This is a genomic window from Streptomyces liliiviolaceus, from assembly GCF_018070025.1.
GTDB lineage: Bacteria > Actinomycetota > Actinomycetes > Streptomycetales > Streptomycetaceae > Streptomyces > Streptomyces liliiviolaceus.
The window spans coordinates 4,896,990-4,914,724 of sequence record NZ_JAGPYQ010000001.1 but is presented as its reverse complement, the minus strand read 5'-3'; the positions used below and the strand labels follow the sequence as shown (position 1 = coordinate 4,914,724).

General features: G+C 70.8%; 14 protein-coding genes. 8 read left to right on the top strand and 6 right to left on the bottom strand.

The window, feature by feature from the left end; all coding sequences use genetic code 11:
• The first annotated feature begins 89 nt into the window (after positions 1-89).
• From J8N05_RS21515 to J8N05_RS21500, 4 genes are all read left to right on the top strand, one after another.
• On the top strand, positions 90-2,822 hold the full coding sequence (locus J8N05_RS21515) for a branched-chain amino acid ABC transporter permease/ATP-binding protein (protein WP_210885019.1): 2,733 nt from the start codon (positions 90-92) through the stop codon (positions 2,820-2,822).
• Complete coding sequence (locus J8N05_RS21510; RefSeq protein ID WP_210885017.1) at positions 2,819-3,568, top strand: ABC transporter ATP-binding protein; 750 nt, start codon at positions 2,819-2,821, stop codon at positions 3,566-3,568. Before J8N05_RS21515 ends, J8N05_RS21510 begins: the two co-directional genes overlap by 4 nt.
• A gap of 46 nt (positions 3,569-3,614) precedes the next feature.
• Positions 3,615-4,517, top strand: a complete 903-nt coding sequence (locus J8N05_RS21505; protein WP_210885015.1) for an alpha/beta fold hydrolase — start codon at positions 3,615-3,617, stop codon at positions 4,515-4,517.
• A 228-nt stretch (positions 4,518-4,745) separates the two neighbouring features.
• Positions 4,746-6,002, top strand: a complete 1,257-nt coding sequence (locus J8N05_RS21500; protein ID WP_210885013.1) for an ABC transporter substrate-binding protein — start codon at positions 4,746-4,748, stop codon at positions 6,000-6,002.
• Positions 6,003-6,090: 88 nt separating this feature from the next.
• Here J8N05_RS21500 and J8N05_RS21495 read toward each other — a convergent pair whose 3' ends face one another.
• From J8N05_RS21495 to J8N05_RS21485, 3 genes are all read right to left on the bottom strand, one after another.
• Positions 6,091-6,918 (bottom strand): HpcH/HpaI aldolase/citrate lyase family protein, encoded by an 828-nt coding sequence (locus tag J8N05_RS21495; RefSeq protein ID WP_210885011.1) that lies wholly within the window; start codon positions 6,916-6,918, stop codon positions 6,091-6,093.
• Entirely contained in the window at positions 6,915-7,802 is an 888-nt protein-coding gene (locus J8N05_RS21490; protein ID WP_210885009.1) for a hypothetical protein, read from the bottom strand. The genes J8N05_RS21495 and J8N05_RS21490 overlap by 4 nt, the downstream gene beginning before the upstream one ends.
• Positions 7,803-7,991: 189 nt before the next feature.
• Positions 7,992-8,945, bottom strand: a complete 954-nt coding sequence (locus tag J8N05_RS21485) for a LysR family transcriptional regulator (protein WP_210885007.1) — start codon at positions 8,943-8,945, stop codon at positions 7,992-7,994.
• Positions 8,946-9,073: 128 nt separating this feature from the next.
• Here J8N05_RS21485 and J8N05_RS21480 point away from each other — a divergent pair, with 128 nt between their 5' ends.
• Together J8N05_RS21480 and J8N05_RS21475 are read left to right on the top strand one after the other, a co-directional pair.
• Positions 9,074-10,273, top strand: coding sequence for a CaiB/BaiF CoA transferase family protein (locus tag J8N05_RS21480; protein WP_210885006.1), 1,200 nt, complete (start codon positions 9,074-9,076; stop codon positions 10,271-10,273).
• Between the two features lie 58 nt (positions 10,274-10,331).
• Positions 10,332-11,504, top strand: a complete 1,173-nt coding sequence (locus tag J8N05_RS21475; protein ID WP_210885005.1) for an acyl-CoA dehydrogenase family protein — start codon at positions 10,332-10,334, stop codon at positions 11,502-11,504.
• An 89-nt stretch (positions 11,505-11,593) separates the two neighbouring features.
• Here J8N05_RS21475 and J8N05_RS21470 read toward each other — a convergent pair whose 3' ends face one another.
• A complete protein-coding gene (locus tag J8N05_RS21470; RefSeq protein WP_210885004.1) occupies positions 11,594-13,921 on the bottom strand; it encodes an MMPL family transporter in 2,328 nt (775 codons plus the stop codon).
• Between the two features lie 155 nt (positions 13,922-14,076).
• Here J8N05_RS21470 and J8N05_RS21465 point away from each other — a divergent pair, with 155 nt between their 5' ends.
• The gene (locus J8N05_RS21465; RefSeq protein ID WP_210885003.1) at positions 14,077-14,715 is read left to right on the top strand and encodes a TetR/AcrR family transcriptional regulator; all 639 of its coding nucleotides are present in this window, start codon (positions 14,077-14,079) and stop codon (positions 14,713-14,715) included.
• Positions 14,716-14,805: 90 nt separating this feature from the next.
• Here J8N05_RS21465 and J8N05_RS21460 read toward each other — a convergent pair whose 3' ends face one another.
• Entirely contained in the window at positions 14,806-15,486 is a 681-nt protein-coding gene (locus J8N05_RS21460; protein WP_210885002.1) for a TetR/AcrR family transcriptional regulator, read from the bottom strand.
• A 260-nt stretch (positions 15,487-15,746) separates the two neighbouring features.
• Between J8N05_RS21460 and J8N05_RS21455 the strand changes: the two genes are divergently transcribed.
• Entirely contained in the window at positions 15,747-16,835 is a 1,089-nt protein-coding gene (locus tag J8N05_RS21455) for a zinc-binding dehydrogenase (protein WP_210885000.1), read from the top strand.
• Positions 16,836-17,200: 365 nt separating this feature from the next.
• On the opposite strand, the gene J8N05_RS21450 is transcribed toward J8N05_RS21455, so the two are convergent.
• Entirely contained in the window at positions 17,201-17,704 is a 504-nt protein-coding gene (locus J8N05_RS21450; protein ID WP_210884998.1) for an NUDIX hydrolase, read from the bottom strand.
• Positions 17,705-17,735: the final 31 nt, after the last annotated feature.

Below are 17,735 nucleotides of genomic sequence, written 5' to 3'. Positions count from 1 at the left end.
ATGCCGACTCCGTCGCGCGCAGTCCGAGCGGTTTGTCCGGTGGGGGAGTCACCCTCGATCCCGCCCCGTTCCGACGGGAGACCGCAGTCATGCTGAACGACCTGCTCCCCTTCATCGTGGCCGGTATCGCCACCGGCGCCATCCTCGGCCTCGCCGGCACCGGCCTCGTCCTCACCTACAAGACCTCCGGCATCTTCAACATCGGCCACGGCGCAGTGGCCGCCGCTGCCGCGTACGTCTTCTACTACCTCCGCGTCGACCAGGAGTGGCCCTGGTGGGCCGCGCTGGCTCTCGCGGTGGGCGTCCTCGGGCCGGTGTTCGGGCTGCTCCTCGCGGCGATGAGCCGGGCCCTCGCCGACCAGCGCGCCTCGATGAAGATCGTCGCGACCATCGGGCTGATCCTGATCGTGCAGGGCCTCGCGACCGTGGCGTACGGCTTCAACACGCTGCGACTGCCCCAGTACCTGCCGAAGGGGTCCGAGTTCTTCGAGGTGGGCGGGGTCAACATCACCTACGCCCAGGTCACCGTCACCGCCGTGTCGCTGCTGGTGGTGGGCGGCCTCTACGTCTTCTTCCGGACCTCCCGCTCGGGGCTCGCCATGCGCGCGGTCGTCAACGACCCCGAACTGGTCGGCCTGCACGGCACCGACCCGCAGCGCGTCCAGCGCCTCGCGTGGGGTGTCGGCTCCATGTTCGCCGCGCTCTCCGGTGTGCTCATCGCACCGATCGCCGGACTGGAGTCGGTCGCGCTGACGTTCCTGGTGGTGCAGGCGTTCGGCGCCGCCGCCGTCGGCGCCTTCTCCAGCATCCCGCTCACCTACGTCGGCGCCCTCGTCGTGGGCGTGGCCGCCAGCGTCTCCACCAAGTACACCCTGGAGAACAGTTCCCTGTCGGGGCTCTCCTCCAGCCTGCCGTTCTTCCTGCTGCTGGTGGCCCTGCTCGTCGTACCCCGGCGCAAGCTCGACGCTCCCGCACGCGCCGAACGGCCGCCCACCACTCCCTGGCACGGCCCCGCCCGCACCCGGCTCGTGGCGGGCGCGGTGGTCACCGCGCTGCTCGCCGTGGTGCCGTTCGCCGTCGGCACCGACCTGTCCTACTACACCGTCGGCCTCACCCAGGCGATCATGCTGCTGTCGCTCGGACTGCTGGTGCGCACCGCGGGTCTGGTCTCGCTCTGCCAGGCGGCCTTCGCGGCCATCGGAGCTGTCGCGTTCGCCCAGTTCACCGCGAACTTCGGCCTTCCCTGGCTGCTCGCCCTGCTGCTCGGCGCGCTCGTCGTGGTGCCGGTCGCCGCACTGCTGGCGCTGCCCGCGATCCGGCTGTCCGGGCTGTTCCTGGCGCTCGCCACCCTGGGCTTCGGCCTCACCGTGGAACAACTCCTGTACTCACGCTCGTTCTTCTTCACCCAGACCGGCATCGGCCGCGCCATGCCCCGCCCCGGCGGATTCGAGAGCGACCGCGCCTACTACTACGTCGTCCTCGCCTTCTTCGTCGTGACCGCCGTCGTCATGGTCGTCATCCACCGCGGCCGACTCGGACGGGTCCTCAAGGGCCTCGCCGAATCCCCGCTCGCGGTCAGGACGCTCGGCCTCGACGTCAACCTCACCCGGCTGCTGGTGTTCTGCATCGCCGGCTTCTTCGCGGGCGTCGCGGGCATCCTGTACGGGGCATCGGTGAACTACGCCGTCCTCGGCGACCAGAACTACACCGCGTACTCCTCGCTCGTCCTGGTCGCGATGCTCGCCCTGATGCCGTTCCGCGAACCCTGGTACGCGGTCGTCGCCCTCGTCGGCTCGGTGCTGCCCGCCTATTGGCACAGCGAACACGCGGCGAGCTGGCTCAACGTCCTCTTCGGTGTCGCCGCCGTCGTCACCGCCATGCGCGGCGGTACACCGCCCGCACCGGCCGCCCTGCGCACCTTCGTCGAGACCCGCTGGGGCGGGCCGGCCAAGAAGCCGGAGCCCACCGCCGCCAAGGACCCCTGGACCCTCCGGGAGCAGGCGACCGGCCTGGAGATCAAGGATCTCACCATCCGCTACGGCGGCCGGATCGCCGTGGAGGACATCGGCTTCACCGCGCCCGTCGGCTCCATCACCGGACTCATCGGGCCCAACGGCGCGGGCAAGACCACCACGTTCAACGCCGCGAGCGGACTGCTCACCCCGACCTCGGGCAGCGTCCGCCTCCACGACACGGACGTCACCGACAAGGGCGCGGCGGCACGCGGCCGCATGGGGCTGGGACGCACCTTCCAGCTCATGGAACTGTGCGACTCCCTGACGGTCGCCCAGAACGTCGCCCTCGGCATCGAGTCGTCCCTCGCGGGCACGAACGTACGAGGTCAGCTCTTCGCCACCCGTGCGGAGGCCCGACTCACCCGGGAGGCCGCCGAGTACGCGATGGAACTGTGCGGCATCGCCGACCTCCGCGACCGGCCCGCGGGCTCCCTCTCCACCGGCCAGCGGCGCCTGGTCGAACTCGCCCGCTGCCTCGGCGGCCCCTTCGACCTGCTGCTCCTCGACGAGCCCTCCTCGGGCCTCGACACCGCCGAGACCGAACGCTTCGGCGAGATCCTCCTCGACGTCGTACGCCGGCGAGGCTGCGGCATCCTGCTCGTCGAGCACGACATGGCCCTGGTGCTGCGGATCTGCGAGCGCATCCACGTCCTGGACTTCCGCCGGATGCTGTTCCAGGGCACCCCCGACGAGGTCCGCAGCAGTCCCGTCGTCCAGGCCGCCTACCTCGGCACCTTCGACGACACCGAGGCGGAGACCGCGATGGCGCGGACTCCCTCCACCGTCACGGAAGGCCAGGCCCGATGACCGCCACCGACCTCCGGGCCGACACCGGGCCGCACACCACGGCGCCCGCGCTCGAACTGCGCGATGTCAGCGCCAGATACGGCGAGACCACGGTCCTGCGGGACGTGTCGCTCACCGTGCGGCCCGGCCGGGTCACCGCGCTCATCGGCCCGAACGGCGCGGGCAAGACCACCTCCCTGCGCGTCGCCTCCGGGCTGCTCGCACCGTCCGAAGGACAGGTCCTCGTCGACGGCGCGGACGTCACCCGCACCGCCCCGCACCGCCGCGCCGGGCTCGGGCTGTGCCACATCCCCGAGGGCCGGGGCATCTACCGCAACCTCACCGTGCGCGAGAACCTCGCCATGATGGCGTCGCGCGGCGCCGTGGAGGAGGGCATCGAGAAGGCCGCCGCGGCCTTCCCGGTCCTCGGCAACCGGCTCGGCCAGAAGGCGGGCACGCTCAGCGGCGGAGAGCAGCAGATGCTGGCCCTCTGCGCCGCCCATCTGCGCCGCCCGCATCTCGTCCTGGTCGACGAGCCCTCGCTCGGACTCGCGCCCATCGTCGTCGACCTCGTCTTCGAGTTCCTGGAGACCCTCAAGGCCGAGGGCATCGCGCTGCTGCTCGTGGACCAGTACGCGCTCAGGTCCCTCAAGGTCGCGGACACGGCCTACGTCCTGCGGCGCGGACGGATCGCGTACTCCGGCGACGCGGCGCCCCTGCTCGACGGGAACATGTTCGAGCAGTACATCGGCGAGGGCGCCGCCTGAACCGCACCGCGCGGCAGCGCACCCGGCGGAGGGTACGGTCGGCCCTGTGAGTACGGGATCGTCGTCCGACGAGCGGCAGCGGCCGCCGGCCTGGTTCCGCGGCGCGCTCGCCGCCGCGCCCCGCCACGGGGCGACCATGGTCGACGGCGCCCGGATCACCTACCGCACCTGGGGTCCCGCGGGCCGCCCGGGCGTGATCCTCGTGCACGGCGCGGGCGCCCACGCCGGCTGGTGGGACCACCTCGGACCGCTGCTGGCCGACGCCCACCGCGTGGTCGCCCTCGACCTGTCCGGGCACGGGGACAGCGACCGCAGACCGACCTACTCGCTCGACTGCTGGGCGGCCGAAGTCGCCTGCGTGGCGGGGGAGTCGGGCATCGTGGGACCCGCGGTGCTGGTCGGACACAGCCTCGGCGGCTTCGTGACCCTGCGCGCGGCCGAACTGTCCGCACCGGCCGTCGCCGGGGTCGTCGCCGTGGATCCACCGGTGCGGCGCGTCCGCCCGGAGGACCTGGTCCGCCGCGCCCGGCGGGCGGCAGCGGTACTCCGTCGGTACGCGGATCACGGGGAGGCCGCCGCACGGTGGCGGCCCTCGCCCGCCCAGGACGTCCTGCCGTACGTCGCGGCACATGTGGCGCACACCTCGGTACGGCGCTTCGACGACGGCTGGAGTTGGAAGTTCGACCCTCGTACGCACCGCCGGCCCGAGGTCGAACTCGACACCTGGTCCACGGCGACCCGTCCTGTCGTCCTGGTCCGGGCCGAACACGGCCTGCTGAGCGCGGAGATGGCGGACCTGCTGAGGCAGCGGCTGGGGGCCCTCGCGGTCACCACGGACATCGCGGGCGCGGGGCACCACATCATGCTCGACCGGCCGCTCGCGCTCGTCGAGACCGTCCGGCGCGCCATGGTCGCCTGGCACGGCCCCGGAGCCTCTCCCTGCCTCTAGTTATGTTCCAAGTGTTGTTATCGTCCCGATACTAGACTTGTAACACCATTAGAATCTAGTGTGTGCCGCGTCGCCCCGGTCGTGTCCTCGACCTCGGGAGACCGGGCGTCGGCAGCGCGCCGGCAGCGACGATCAGGCCCCAACGCCCCCCCATGCCTGCCACACCCCTCATCCCCCACGCCCTCCGGGCCCACTCGGGCCGCTCGACCACCATGTATGGAGAGCCCCATGAACCATCACAGGAGAGCATCCCGCGGAGCGCGGAACATCACCGCCCTCGTGGGGAGCTGCTGTCTCGCACTCACCGCGTGCGGGAGCGGCGGCGACAGCGCTTCGGATCCGGCGGACAACCTGAAGGGCGAACCGGTGAAGATCGGATTCGCCATATCCGAGACCGGACCCCTCTCGTCCAGCACGACCGCCGCCACCGCGGCGGCGCGGGCCTGGGAGAAGAAGGTCAACAGCGACGGCGGCCTGGGCGGGCGCCCGGTGAAGATCGTCATCGCCGACACCAAGAACAACGCGAGCGCGGCCCAGTCCGTCGCCAAGTCGCTGGCCCAGGACAAGAAGGTCGTCGCCACGCTGCTGGTCGACGCCGTCGCCGAGGGCTCGGTCGGCAAGTACCTGGAGTCCGCCGACCTCCCGGTGATCGGTTCGGGCGGCTACAACGCGGCCGTGTGGAACGGCCTGCCGAACTTCTTTACCCAGTCCCCGAACTCGGCCACGGTCATCAAGTCCCTGGTCACGGCGGCCGGAGCGTTCGGCGCCAAGCAGCTCGTGTCGGCCGTGTGTGCGGAATCCGCCACCTGCGCCGACGACACCAAGGTCTACAAGCCGGCCACCGCGGCCGTCGGAGTCGGGTACGGCGGATACACCACCGTCGCCTCGAACGCCGCGAGCTACACCGCCGAGTGCCTCAACTTCAAGAACAAGAAGGCCGACTACGTCCCCCTGCTCGTCTCGGTCGACACAGCGGTACGGGTCATGGGCGACTGCGTCCAACAGGGCTACAAGGGAGTGTTCGCCACCTCCTCGACCAGCTTCAACCCGACCAAGTACAGCGCCATCCAGGGCATGCACATGGTGGGCACGCTCAACGGCTTCCCCTGGTGGGCCGACAGCCCGCCGGTCGCCGAGTTCCGTGACGCGATGAAGAAGTACGAGCCCAAGACCGACATCTCCAGCTCCAGCGCCACCACCGTCTGGGCGTCCCTGGAACTCTTCCTCAAGGCGGTCGGCCCGGACACCGACACCGTCACCCGTGACAGTGTCTTCAAGGCCTACCGCGGCATCAAGGACGAGACCCTCGACGGTCTGCTGCCCGAACCGGTCACCTACACCGCCGGAAAGCCCTCCGCCGAGGTCAACTGCTTCTGGCAGTACGACTACACGGCGGGGGACGACCACCCGAAGCTGCTGCCGCCGTCGGGCAAGTCCGGCAACGGCGCCAGCGGGGACCTCGCCTCGGCCTGCGCGGAAAGCTGAGGGAACGAAAGCTGAGGGAACGAAAGCTGAGAGAGGGAGGCGGCGCGGCCCGGGCACTCCCGGGACCGGCCGGCACCCGTCGGTGGTCTCAGGGCGCGGTGTGCGGTTCCCGGGCCGCCGCCAGGATGCGACGGGCACGCTCCAGCACCGGCTTGTCGACCATCTGCCCGTCGACCGTGGTCACGGACTCCCCGGCGCCCAGGACGGTACGCGCCCACTCCAGTTCCCTCGCCGAGGCGGTGAACCCGTCGGCGGTGAGGGGGAGTTGGTAGGGATGGACGCAGAGCTTGCCGGTGAAGCCCAGTCGCCGGGCGTCCGCGACGTCGGTGCGCAGTACGTCGAGGTCCCGGATGGCGGTGGTGACACCGTCGACGGGCGGGGCGATCCCCGCGGCGGCCGAGGCGACGACGAGCCGGGAGCGCGCGTAGGCCAGGGCTGTGCGGTCGTCATGGGCGACACCGAGCTGAGCGGCCAGATCCACGTTGCCGAAGGCGGTCCGTACGACGCCGGGCGCGGCACACACCTCGTGGGCGCGCTCGACACCCAGAGCCGTCTCGACGAGCGCCACGAGTTCGCAGCGGCCGGCCGTGCGGGCGGCCAGTTCCCCGAGCACGGCGGAGCTCTCGGCCTTCGGCACCATGACCGGGCAGCCGTGTTGGGCCGCCGTGCCGAGGTCGTCCTCCGACCAGGGGGTGCCGGGCGCGTTGATCCGTACGATCGCCCGGTTGCCGAGCGCGAGCCAGGCGGCGGTGTTCTCGCGGGCGCGTTCCTTGTTCTCGGCCGCGACGGCGTCTTCGAGGTCGACGATGACGAAGTCCGCCCCCGAGGCGGCCGCCTTGTCGAAGCGGTCGGGCCGGTCGCCCGGCACGAACAGCAGGCTTCTCGCGCCGACGACGCGATCACGCTGGGCGCTCATCCGAAGACCACTTCCCCTGTGGCGTGCTGCGCCTCCCGGTGGGTGGCGACACTCAGTTCGGCACCAGTGCCGCCAGGGGTGCCGTAGGCCGAAACGTGCTCGCCGGCGAACACCGGTCGCCGGAGCCGGTAGGACAGGGAACGCACAGGTCGTTCCGGGGTCTGGCGGCGCGGCAGTTCGAGCATGAGCAGGGCGAGCAGAGGCCCGTGCACGACGAGACCCGGATAGCCCTCCTCGTCGCGGCAGTACGGGGCGTCGTAGTGGATGCGGTGCGCGTTCGCGGTCAGGGCGCTGAAGCCGAACAGCAGCGCGGGGGTGGCCTGGAACGGAAGCTGCCAGGGGGCGTCCGGTTCGGGAGCGGCCGACTCGTCGAGCGCGTCGGGGTGCCGCGCCGCGTTGCGTCCGGACCGGTAGACGATGTCCTGCTCCTCGACGAGACGGACGCGGCCGTCCTGCCGGAACTCACGGCGTTCGGTGACGAAGAGCAGTTCTCCGGTGCGGCCGTGCTTGGTGGTCACCGCGCTCAGGCTGCTGACGCGTTCCGCGGGTCCGCCGAGGCGGAGCGGCTTCACGATCTCGCAGCGGCCGCCGGCCCACATGCGCTGCCGGTCGGGGACGGGCGGCAGGAAGTGCCCGTGCAGCGGGTGACCGTCGGGGCCGAGATCGCCCTGGGCCGTCCAGTTCAAGAAGTACAGCCAGTGCCACAGTGGCGGGATCGCGTCACCGTCCTGCACTGCGGGGGCCGGCAGGTCCAGTACGGCCGAGAGCGCCACCACCGGATCGGCGTGCAGCGGGTCCTCGTCCGTGACGGGTGCGGGCCGCCACGACGTCACGTACGAGCCGAGCGGTGCCGTCTCGGGCCAGGCAGGGGAAGAGGGGGGCATCGGCGACCTCCAGGAGGGCGGTGCGGAACGGTTCGGCGTACGACCGGGGAAGGTGTGCCGCCCGGCTCCGTCCATCATGGGCAGTGATAGATCGTCTTGGGTAATAAAAAATCATGATGAGCGCATACTCCGAGCGCATGGCAGGTGCCGCGCAGCGGAGCGTCGGCGCATCGGGGACGCGGGACGGGCTCACACGTCTGCCGCGGAACCGTCCGTCCCGTCGACCCGGGCGGAGGGCCATCTCCCCTGCTTCACGGCGGAGTTGATCTGGCGTACGAGTTCCCGCGCGACGACCTCCACGGCGGGCGGCGTACGCCCGGACCTCGGTGTGCCGAGGACGATCGAGCGCCACACGTCGGGTTCGCTCAGCGGCGCCGCACTGACCTCGCCCCGCACGACGTCCTCGGCGATGCCCAGACCGGGCAGCACCGTCCAGCCGTGCCCGGCGCGCACGAGCTGCTTCTGCACGCGCATGGAGTTGGTCTGCGCGACGACGTTCAGGCCGGCTCCCGCCCGCGCCGCCGCCGCGTCGATCAGACTGCGCAGCGCATGCCCCGACGTGGGCATCACGAGCGGGTGCTCGGCCGCCTCCTCGAACGGAACGGGCCGGTCGGCGCGCAGGCCGGCGGATGCCGGAGCGACGGCCCACAGGCGCTCGCGCACCAGCGGGCGGGCGTTGAGCGAGGGCGTGCTGTCCAGGTTGTACAGCAGCGTCAGGTCGAGATCGCCGTCGTCGAGCCACTGCTGCAGATGTCCCGAGTAGGCGGTCATCAACCGCAGCTGCACGCCGGGGTGGTGCTCGGCGACCGCCGACACCAGCGACTCGGCGAGCAGGTCGCTGGTGCTCTCCAGCAGGCCGACGGTGACGATGCCCGTCACCGCGCCGGGCGTCGGCTGCACCTCGGCGCGGGCCCGCTCCAGCTCGCCCAGCGCACGCCGTGCGCGGTCCACCATGATCGCGCCGGCCTCGGTGGGCCGCATCCCCTGCCCGGTCCGCTCGAAGAGGGGGATGCCCAGCTCCTGCTCCAGGGTGCGGATCTGCCGGGTCACCGCGGGCTGCACCAGATGCAGCAGCTCCGCGGCCCGGGTCACGCTGCCGACCTCGGCCACGGTGACGATCGCCTTGAGCTGCTTGAGGTCCACGGCGCCCTCCTTCCCGCCCCATCCGAAGCACGCATAGGGGCATCAGTAATTGCTATTTCACTTAGCGAGTCATAAATACTCATGATGGTAGCCCCGGTACAGGCCGCCCACCCCTTCCTGGAGCACCCATGACCGCGCACCCCGAAGACCTGCCGCTCGCCGGCATCACCGTCGTCAGCGTCGAGCAGGCGGTGGCCGCTCCCTTCGCCACCCGCCAGCTGGCGGACCTCGGTGCCCGGGTGATCAAGGTGGAGCGGCCGGGCGGCGGTGACTTCGCCCGCCGCTACGACACCACCGTGCACGGCGAGTCCAGCTACTTCGTGTGGCTCAACCGGTCCAAGGAGTCGGTGACGCTCGACCTGAAGTCGGACGCGGGCCGCACGATCCTGGAGCAACTGCTCGCGGAGGCCGATGTGTTCGTCCAGAATCTCGCCCCGGGCGCGGCCGACCGGATGGGCCTGGGCGCGCAGGCTCTGGCGGAGCGCCTGCCCTCCCTGATCCCGTGCACGATCTCGGGTTACGGGACCAGCGGCCCGTGGGCCGACCGCAAGGCGTACGACCTGATGGTGCAGTGCCAGACCGGGCTGGTGTCCCTGACGGGCAACGAACACGGCGCGGCGCGCGTCGGGGTGTCGGTCGCCGATGTCGCCGCCGGCATGTACGCCTACTCGGGCATCCTCACCGCTCTGTTCAGACGGGCGACCACGGGCATCGCGCGGGCGGTGGAGGTGTCGTTGTTCGAGGCGCTGGCGGAGTGGGTGAGCCAGCCCGCGTACTACACACGGTTCGGCGGCACCCAGCCCCCGCGCATCGGCACCCAGCACGCGACCATCGCCCCGTACGGCGCCTACACCGCCGCCGACGGCAAGGACGTGCTGTTCACCGTGCAGAACGAACGTGAATGGGCCGCTCTGTGCACGCAGTTCCTCCGGCGTTCCGACCTCGTCGAGGACGCGCGCTTCGCCACCACCTCCGACCGGGTGGCCCACCGCGCGGAGCTGAACGTGGTCGTCGCCGCCCGCTTCGCCGAACTCGGCAGCGCGGAGGCGATGGAGCTCCTTGAGCGGGCGGGCATCGCCAACGCCGGCGTCAACGACATCGAGGACTTCCTGGCCCACCCCGTCCTTGAGGCCCGCGAGCGCTGGCGGGACGTACGGATTCCCGGCGGAACGACGGTGCCCGCACTCGTGCCCCCCGTGGACCTGGCGGACACCGTCCCGCGCATGGGCGCCGTGCCCGCGGCGGGCGAACACACCGACAGGATCCTGGGCGGGCTCGGGTACGGCGCGGCCGAGATCGAGCGGCTGCGCGCGGAACGCGTCGTCTGAGCCACCGGGGAACCACCGACGCACGACACCATCGCGGCTCTGGAAGGAGCGTCACCGCATGAGCACTCTGGACATCCTGTCCGAGGACGAGCAGTTCATCGTCAGGACGGTGCAGGACTTCGTCGACAAGGAGGTGAAGCCCGTCGTCCGGGAACTGGAGCACGGCAACACCTACCCCGAAGCCCTGATCGAGCAGATGAAGCGGCTCGGCATCTACGGACTCGCCGTCCCCGAGGAGTACGGCGGCACGCCCGTCTCCGTCCCCTGCTACGTGCTCATCACCGAGGAGCTGGCCCGCGGCTGGATGAGCCTGGCCGGGGCCATGGGCGGTCACACGGTCGTCGCCAAGCTCGTCCTGACCTTCGGTACCGAGGAGCAGAAGCGCCACTGGCTGCCGAGGCTGGCCACCGGTGAGATCCGCGCGACCATGGCCTTGACCGAGCCGGGCGGCGGCTCCGACCTCCAGGCCATGAGCACGGTCGCCCGTAAGGCCCCCGACGGCGACGGCTATGTCGTGAGCGGCTCGAAGACCTGGATCACCAACTCCCGCCGCTCCGGACTGATCGCCCTCCTCTGCAAGACCGACCCCCACGCGAGCCCGGCCCACCGGGGCATCTCGATCCTCCTCGTCGAACACGGCCCCGGCCTGACGGTCTCGCGTGATCTGCCCAAGCTCGGCTACAAGGGCGTCGAGAGCTGCGAGCTGGCCTTCGACGACTACCGGGCACCCGCCGACGCCGTACTCGGCGGAGTCGAGGGCAAGGGCTTCGCCCAGATGATGAAGGGCCTGGAGACCGGCCGCCTCCAGGTCGCCGCCCGCGCCCTCGGCGTCGGCCGCGCCGCCCTGGAGGACTCCCTCGCCTACGCCCAGGAGCGCGAGTCGTTCGGCAAGCCGATCTGGAAGCACCAGTCGATCGGCAACTACCTCGCGGACATGGCGACCTCCCTCACCGCAGCCCGCCAGCTCACCCTGTACGCCGCCCGGGAGGCGCAGGCGGGCCGCCGCGTGGACATGGAGGCCGGCATGGCGAAGCTCTTCGCCTCCGAGACGGCCATGGAGATCGCGCTCAACGCCGTCCGAATCCATGGCGGTTACGGCTACTCCACCGAGTTCGACGTCGAACGCTACTTCCGCGACGCCCCGTTGATGATCGTCGGCGAGGGAACCAACGAGATCCAGCGCAACGTCATCGCGAGCCAGTTGGTCAAGCGCGGAGGACTCGACGCTTGACAGCGCGGAAGCGCAGCAGGGCTGCTCACCGTCGCGCGGCGGACGGTGAGGGCGTAAAGGCGCTCGGCCCCGTGGTTCCGCGGTCCCGGTCACCCGATGCTCTGTGGCTGTGCCGGGTGAGGGCGGGGCAGCGGGATCTTCTGTGCGAGCTTGTCGCCCTCGACATCGAGGTCCGGCAGCAGCCGGTCCAGCCGGGCCGGGATCCACCAGGCCTTCTCCCGCGCGAGTGCCATGGTGGCCGGGATGAGGGTCATCCGGATGACGAAGGCGTCGATGAGGATGCCCGCGGCCAGGGCGAAGCCGGCCTGCTTGATCATGGGTTGGGGGTTGAAGACGAACCCGGCGAAGACGGAGACCATGATGGTGGCCGCCGCCACGACGACGGAACCGGCGCGGGCGAAACCGGTGACGGTGGCGTCGAGGGCGGTGGCGCCGTGGATGTGTGCCTCGCGCATGGAGGTCACCAGGAACATCTGGTAGTCCATGGCGAGTCCGTACAGGACACCGGTGACGATGATGGGCAGCAGGCTCACCACCGGCGCGGTGGCGTCCAGCCCGATCAGGCTCTGCAGCCGGCCCCACTGGAAGACGGCCGTGGTGAGGCCGAAGGTGGCGCCGATGCTCAGCAGGAATCCGAGGGTGGCGGTCACCGGCACGAGAACGGAGCGGAAGACCAGGAGCAGGACGATCAGCGACAGCCCCAGGACGGTGATCACGTACAGGGGGAGTGCGTCGCCGAGGCGGTCGGAGACGTCGATCGCGAGGGCGGTGAAGCCGGTGATGCCGATGGTGGTCCCGCGAGTCTCGGAGATGTGGGCGCTCTTGTCCCGTACGGCGGTGACGAGTTCTTTGGTGGCGTCGTCGTTCGGACCGCCGGCGGGAACGAGGCTGAGGACGGCCGTGGTGCCGCTCTTGTTGATTCCGGCCAGCGACAGCGACGTGACGCCCTCGACGCCCCGCAGATCGGAGGTGACGGCGGCCAGCGTCTTCGGGGTGAGGCGCTGCCCGTCGGCGCCTGAGCTGACGGCGACCAGCAGGGGGCCGTTGTGGCCGGGGCCGTACGCGTCGCCGACCAGCTCGTAACTCTGCCGCTGCGCGGTGTCGGGGTTGTAGCTGGCGCCGGAGGGCAGGCCCATCTTCATGTCGGCGGCGGGCACGGCCAGGATCGCGGGAATCAGGATCGCGGCCGCGAGGGCCGCGTACCTGTGGTGGGCCAGACGTGCTCCCCAGCGCAGGGCGCGTTCATGGCCGACCGCCTCTTGCCGTGTGCGGGCCCTGTAGCGGGCGGGGCAGATGCTCTCCTTGACCAGTCCGAGCAGCGCCGGCAGCAGGGTCAGGGCGAGCAGGACGACGACCGCGACCGTGGCGGCCGCGACGACGGCCATGGTGCTGAGCAGGGTGATACCGATGACCAGCAGCCCGGCCAGGGCGATGATCACCGTGCTGCCGGCGAAGAACACGGCGCTTCCGGCGGTGCCGAGGGCGCGGCCGGTCGCCTCACGCGCGTCCAGACCGTCGTCGAGGATCAGACGGCGTTCCCGGCTCACGATGAAGAGCGCGTAGTCGATGCCGACGGCCAGCCCCAGCATCAGCGCCAGTACGGCGGCGAGCGAGTGGATCTCGAACACGGTGGAGAGGGTGAAGGCGCCGCCCACACCCACGGTGACGCCGATCAGGGCGATGGCCAGCGGCAGGCCCGCCGCCACGGTCGAGCCCAGGGTGATCAGCAGGACGACGGCCGCCACGGCGACCCCGACGGCTTCCCCGATCCCGACGATCTCGGGTATCTCCATCATGGCCGCGGAGGGCAGCACTTCAAGGCCCAGGGGCTCGGCCTTCCGCTCGGCGGCCTCGACGGTGCTGTCGATCGTTCCCGAGGGGAGTTCGAAGGTCTGCCGGTCGAACTGGAACTGCAGCAACGCGGTCGAGCCGTCGGCGGAGACGATCACTCCCGGCACCGGTCGACCGTCCGCCTCCAACGGAACGGGTGCCTTGTCGGACGAGGGCCTGCCGGCCGCCTGAGCCACTGCCGCCTGGGCCCGCAGCAACGGGCTGTTCTCGCCCCTGGCGACTTCCCGCGCGAGGACCTTCCGTACGTCGACGACGTGATCATGGCGGTAGACGGCGTCCACCGCGGCCAGGAGCGCGGTGCGGACCTCCCTGTCGTCGATCCGGGCGCCGGGCGGGGCCTTGAAGGCCAGCATGCCCTGGCCGCCGGACGCCTCCGGCAGTGAGTCGGCCAGCTCGTCGACGACCTCCTGCGCAGGCGTCCCGTCGATACGCACCTCGTTGCTGAGCTTGACCGGCTGGGTCGCCAGCAGCACCACGACGGTCGCCATGACGGCGAGCCAGCCGCCGATGACGTACCAGGGTTTGCCGTAGGCGAACCTTCCCAGCCGGTACAGCAGAACGGACACAGAGCTCTCCCCTCTCAGGGCGGCCCGACAGCGCAGGCCGCATCATGAAGTGAGAGGCTACTATCAAACCGATAGTTGTCTATCGCCGCGCTAGGATGCAGGTCGGCGGAGGGACGGCCTCGTCGGCCTTGTCGCAGACCAGGGAAGAGTCACGGATGGCAGCCAGGAACGATCGCGCGCCCCGGCGCCGGGTCGACGCCCGCTCCAGCGTGGAGCGCATCACGGCCGCGGGGCGCACGGTGCTGGGCAGGGGTGATGCCTCACTGGACCAGATCGCGGCGGAGGCGGGCGTGGGCATCGCCACCCTCTACCGCCACTTCCCCAACCGGGAGGCCGTCGTCCGGGCCGTCCTGGAGGACATCCTCGACACCGATCTGCTCCCGATCATCGAGGACGCCGCCGACGTCCCCCATGCCCGCCAGGCGCTTCAGGACATCGCCACACGGCTGCTCGACCTGATCACCGAGGAACGGGGTCTGGTCACCTTCGCCAGCAACTTCGCCGATGTCGCTGTCGACGTCCTCCAGCGCTTCAGCGCCTCGCTCCACCCGCTGCTCGTGCGCGCACAGGAGGCGGGCGAGGTGCGCGACGACCTCACCGCCGAGGACATCCCGCACATCCTCGTCATGGCCGTCGCCGGTCTCGCACTCCCCGGCACCACGCCCTCGTTGCGCGCCCGCTTCACCGCGTTGCTCTTCGACTCGCTGAACCCGGCCGGCGCGACCCCCCTGCCCCCGCTGCTCGACGGCGAGGGCAACCTGCGCACCGCGGTCGGCAACGTCACGCGCGCCTGACGCCGGGGCTGGGTCACGCGCGCCTGACGCCGGGACCGGGGGACGGGCCGCGCCCGTCGGGGCGCGAACGGCCGCGGCGGCCGTGTGCCTTCAGCGGTCCTGTGGCTCGTGAATGAGCCAGGAGGGCAGGGCCCCCGAGGCGGCGGAGACGAAGAGCCGGCGATCGCGAGGGACGGGCAGGGACAGCCACGCCTCCACCAGGCCGGTCTCGCCGTGCGCCAAGAAGAGACTGTGCGCTTCCATGCGCCAACTCGCCGGCCCGTCACCCCCGGGAAGGAGGGTGGGGCTGCCGTCGAGCAGGGCGCGCACCGACGCGGCGAAGTGATCGACGAGCAGGTGGTGCAGGATCGCGCTGCGCCGCCCCACCAGGCCCGCGGTGTAGACGGCCTCGTAGCGCTCCAGGTGGTCGAGCAGGGCGTGGGAGGCGCGCTCCCACACCGTGGTGACGGGCAGTCGGGCGGCTGTGGCGTCAGCGATCCATTCGGCCCTGACCCGGTCCAGATCCGCGTACAGCACCTGCTCCAGCACCTGCGCCGGACTCGTGGCGTGCTTGTAGAACGTCGTGCGGTTCACGCGCGCGGCGCGCACCAGGTCGGCGACGGCGATGTCCTCCACCGGTCGCTCCGCCGCCAGCCGGACGACCGCTTCGTGCAGCCTGGCCCGGGTCCTTCGGGCGCGCACGTCGAGGTCCGGCGCATCGGACGTCACCGGGGCCGGAGAAGGCCCGTCCGGGAGCTCGGAATCGGCGGAAGGGTGATCGGTTCCTGACACCTTCGCATCGTATCGCGATCTACAGCACACTCCTCTGAGCTGCATTGATCAACAGGTGTCTCTTTTCTTTTGGGTTTCTCGGTGCCACAATCGACGACGTGGCAGAGCCTTCCGGTGGTCAGGGACCGGTGCCTGCCGCGACCGCGCGCGCCGATGCCCGCAGACCTGTGTCTCGCCCACCGGCCCCAGCGCGGCCTCGCTCCGGCGCCGGCCTCAGCAGAGCGGCGCCGACGGTCCGTACATGGAAAAGAGACAGCACCATGAAGGCATCCATCACCAAGGGACTCGGTCAGGGCTTCGTCGTCGAGGACGTGGACCTTGCCGAACCCGTCGGGCACGAAGTCCGTATCGAGGTCAAGGCTTCGGGCCTGTGCCACTCGGACCTGAGCGTCGCGACGTTCATCGGCGAGGAGTTCCCCGTCGTGCTCGGCCACGAGGTGGCGGGCGTGGTCGTCGCGGTCGGCCCCCGGGTGACCCAGGCGCGCGTCGGTGACCACGTCGTCGGCTGCCTCATCCAGTACTGCGGGACCTGTGCCAACTGCCTCGGCGGCCGCACTCACATCTGCCTGCGTCCCGAAGCGACCCTCAGAGGAGCCGACCAGCCGTCGAGGATCAGCTGGAACGGCGCTCCCGTCGCACAGGGCATGGGGCTCGGCGGATTCGCGCAGGAAGCACTGATCCACGAGAGCCAGCTCGCCGTCATCCCCGAGGACATGCCCTGGGCCCCGGCCGCGCTGATAGGTTGCGGCGTCCTCACCGGAGCCGGCGCCGTCCTCAACAGCGCGCAGGTCGCGCACGGCGAGACCGTCGTCGTCATCGGAGCCGGCGGGGTCGGCATGAACGCGGTCAGCGGCGCTCGCATCGCCGGCGCGGAGAAGATCGTCGTCACCGACATCGAGGACAGCAAGCTGGAGCGCGCCAAGGCGTTCGGCGCCACCCACGTCGTGAACTCCCGCACCACCGACCCGGTCGAGGCCGTACGGGAGATCACCGGGCACGGCGCCGACCACGTCTTCGACTTCGTCGGCGCGCGGGCCGTGACCGCCCAGGGCATGGGGATGCTGGCCAGGGGCGGCGGCCTCTATCTGATCGGCGTCAGCAGCAACGACGCCGGTGTGGAGGTCAACTCCATCGCGGCGCTGAGCAGTTCGCACAAGGTCCAGGGCGTCTACATGGGCTCCTCCAACCTCAAGCGGGACATCCCCTACTACGCCTCCCTCTACCTCCAGGGCCGCATGAACCTCGACGACCTGGTCTCCAAGGAGATCGGCCTCGCCGACATCGCGGCAGGCTACGAGGCGCTGAAGGACGGCAACACCGCCAGGGTCGTCATCACCGACTTCTCCTGAACACGGCCCGCGCTCTCCCACGCCGTGAGGGAAGGGTCCAGGCAGGTAGCGCTCATCGACGGATGAGACGGCCCCGCAACAGGCGTAGATGCCGACTACGACCGCATCCGGCCCGCGGCCCGTACCGGAAGACACATACAGGGACGGCCCCCGCTGGACGGAGGCCGGTTCAGGGCCCCGGACCCCGGCTCCTGGCCCTCTCAATCCCCTCCGGAGGACCAGGAGCCGGGGAGGACGGCTGCGCGACCTGACGGCCACTGCCTGCCGCAGCCGGCTGCGCGCCGGGTGCCCCGTAGCGGCGCGATCGCGGGTACAGGGCACCCGGCCGGCCGCACGGGGTCGTCTGCCGGTGCCTGGGTCTGTCGTCACCAGCGGGCGACGAGCGTCTCCTCCCCGCCCCGGTTGCGGTACAGCCAGGTCGTTCCCGGCGCGACGGCGCCCGTCAGATAGCCGACGATGGGCTCCCGCTGTGTCGCGCTGTCGAGTTCACCGAGCAGCTTCAAGGCATCGGGCAGGGGGAAGAAGGCGGCCTGTTCGATGTCGTCGTCCTGCGGCGTGAGGTCCCCCGCCCACTCGTCGATCTCGAAGGCGGCGGCCAATGCCGAGGGGTGCTGCTCGGAGTCGATGTGCATGAGGAACGCGGTCCGCACCGGATCGCCCACCAGCAGCCCGGTCTCCTCCCGCAGTTCACGGCGCAGGGCCTCGTGCAGGAGTTCACCGTCCTCGACCCCGCCACCGGGCAGCGACCAGCGCATCTCGCCGTGGACCCCGAGACCCTCTCGTACGAGCAGGATCTCGTGGCCGCGGCGGACGATGCCGATGACCAACTGCACCCGGGGCCTGGGGCTTTTCGAATCTTCCGCTGTCATGCCGCAGACCGTATGCGATGCCGCCTCGCCG